The sequence below is a fragment of the Henriciella sp. genome (assembly GCF_049649345.1).
Classification (GTDB): Bacteria; Pseudomonadota; Alphaproteobacteria; order Caulobacterales; family Hyphomonadaceae; genus Henriciella.
In genome coordinates this window covers 1-2,279 of sequence record NZ_JBARZC010000377.1, presented here as the reverse complement: position 1 = coordinate 2,279, position 2,279 = coordinate 1, and the positions used below count along the sequence as shown (strand labels likewise).

The following is a 2,279-nucleotide window of genomic DNA, read 5'->3' as shown; positions in this document are numbered from 1 at the left end:
ATTCCGGATCGTCACCGGTCTGAAAGGCGATCTTCCGCTGGAAGGTCTCGGCCTCGACAACTGGACGTGGGAAACCTCCCTCAGCTATGACCGTTCAAGCGGCCAGTCGCGGTCCACGCGCTTCTCTGATGACCGGCTCGCCCTGTCCCTTGCCACGACGGTTGAAGATCCTGACAATCCAGGCAACTTCATCTGTGGTTTCGACACGGACGGCGACGGCGTGCCCGAGCAAGGCACACCGTTTGAAGGCAGCGGGTTCAACGATACCCCGGCCTGTGTGCCGATCGATGCCTATGCGCCATCCATCTATGGCCTCGGCGGCGGTAACTTCGCCACCCAGGCAGAATACGACTATCTGATCTCGAACCGGACGTTTAACACGATCGTCGAACAGACCGTATTCCAGGCCATCGCGACCGGTGACCTGTTCGAAGTGCCTGCCGGTACAGTTGCCGGTGTGGTCGGTGTCGAATATCGCGAAGACGCCATCGACTCCCGCCCTGATGATGTCGCTCGTCTTGGCCTCAACGTCGGCTTCTTCTCCGACCGCGGCGCTAGCGGTTCACGTGACCTTCTGGAATCCTTTGCAGAAATCGAAGTTCCGGTTCTCGCCGGCCAGCCTTTTGCCGAAGAGCTCACGCTCAACGCTTCAGGACGCTGGACCGAAGAATCGGAGTTCGGCTCCGCATGGACCTACGCGATCAGCGGCCGTTACCGTCCGGTGGATTACCTGACCTTCCGGGGTTCGTTCGGCACGTCCTACCGCGCCCCGAACCTGCGTGAGCAGTTCATCCTCGGTCAGTCCGGCTTCCTTGGCCTCTCCGACCCATGTATCGTGCCTGAAGATGCTCTGATCGATGCTGATGGTGATCCAGCGACGCCTGGTAACGTTTACGACCCAACCGGTGACGAACGTTCCGCCGTCACGCTTCAGAACTGTCGTGACGCTGGCGTCGATCCGACCAGCCTCGGTGAGTTCACCGGCGCCCCGTCCACGGAAGTCTTCACGTTCCGCGGCCTTACGCTGCAGGAAGAGACCTCTGAAGCGGCGACAATCGGTGTCGTGTTCGAACAGCCTTTCTTCGATACGTTCGATCTGACAACCTCGGTGACCTATTACGACATCGAGATTGAAGACACGATCATTCAGCAAGGCGCTCAAGCGGTCATCAATGACTGTTTCATCGACCGTCCGAGTGCGCAGTCTGCACTTTGTGGTCTGGTGCGTCGTAGCCAGTCGACCGGCTTCATCCAGGAAGTGGACACACCGTTCATCAACCAGGATGCTGAAGTGGCTCGCGGTATCGACTTCGGCCTGCTGTTGCAGAGAGAGTTCGCCATCGGCGCGAACGAAATGAACATCGGTCTTGATATCGACGTCAACCACACGCTGGAGCGGTCCACGACGCAACGTGCGCCGGGTCTCGATCCTGTCACGACGGATGTCGCCGGCACGATCTACAACCCGGAATGGCAGGGCATCGCCCGTGCCTTTGCCGACTATGGTGACTTCCGGTTTACCTGGAACACCACGTGGATCGGAGAGCAGCAACAGCTGTTCACTGACGACTTCGGCGCAGGCGAAACGTGTGTTGGCGAGGCTGCAGGCGGCGTTGATTGCCGTGACGTGGATTACCTCGATAACTACTTCCTGCATAACGCATCGGTTCGGTACAATCAGGACACCTGGACGATGATCGTCGGCATGAGAAACGTGTTCGATGAAGCACCAGACCGGGCAGATCCGGGCGAGTTCTTCGAAATCCCTGGCACGAACGTTCCGTTCAACCAGGACTTCATTGGCCGCAGCGTCTTTGTGAACGTGCGCAAGTCCTTCTAGGACGGGATCTTGTAGCCCTATGATCAGGGGCGGAGGATGTGATTGTCACGTTGACAACATCGTCCTCCGCCCCTTTTCTTTTATGTAATGAAATTCTAGGCGAGGTTAGAAGAAGACATGAAAGTTTCTATGAAATCCGTGTTGCGCGCATTCGCTGTTCCTGCGGTGATTGCCTGCTCTGCGGCCTTCGTGGCAGGGCCGGCAGCGGCGCAGGACGAGGCGCCAGTGCCAATCGATTATTTCGCGGTTCTGGACGCGATGACCAATGCAGAGCTCTCGCCCGACGGAAAATATCTCGCCTTTCGTCTGGTCCCTGCGAAGAATGCGAATGCCGTCATTCAGATCCTGTCCACCGACGACCTGTCCGGCAAGCCGTTCACGGCTGGCGCGGCAAGAATGGACATTCAGAGTTTCGACTGGCTCAGCGATGACACAATGT

1 protein-coding gene and 1 pseudogene are annotated in these 2,279 nt (G+C 58.1%); both read left to right on the top strand.

Annotated elements, in window-relative coordinates; translation table 11 throughout:
• Window positions 1–1,840: TonB-dependent receptor (locus WA989_RS10315; RefSeq protein WP_424340411.1), on the top strand; the 1,840-nt coding region annotated here is incomplete at its 5' end.
• Window positions 1,841–1,957: 117 nt separating this feature from the next.
• Window positions 1,958–2,279 (top strand): annotated as a pseudogene (locus WA989_RS10310) (hypothetical protein); the annotation flags it as partial.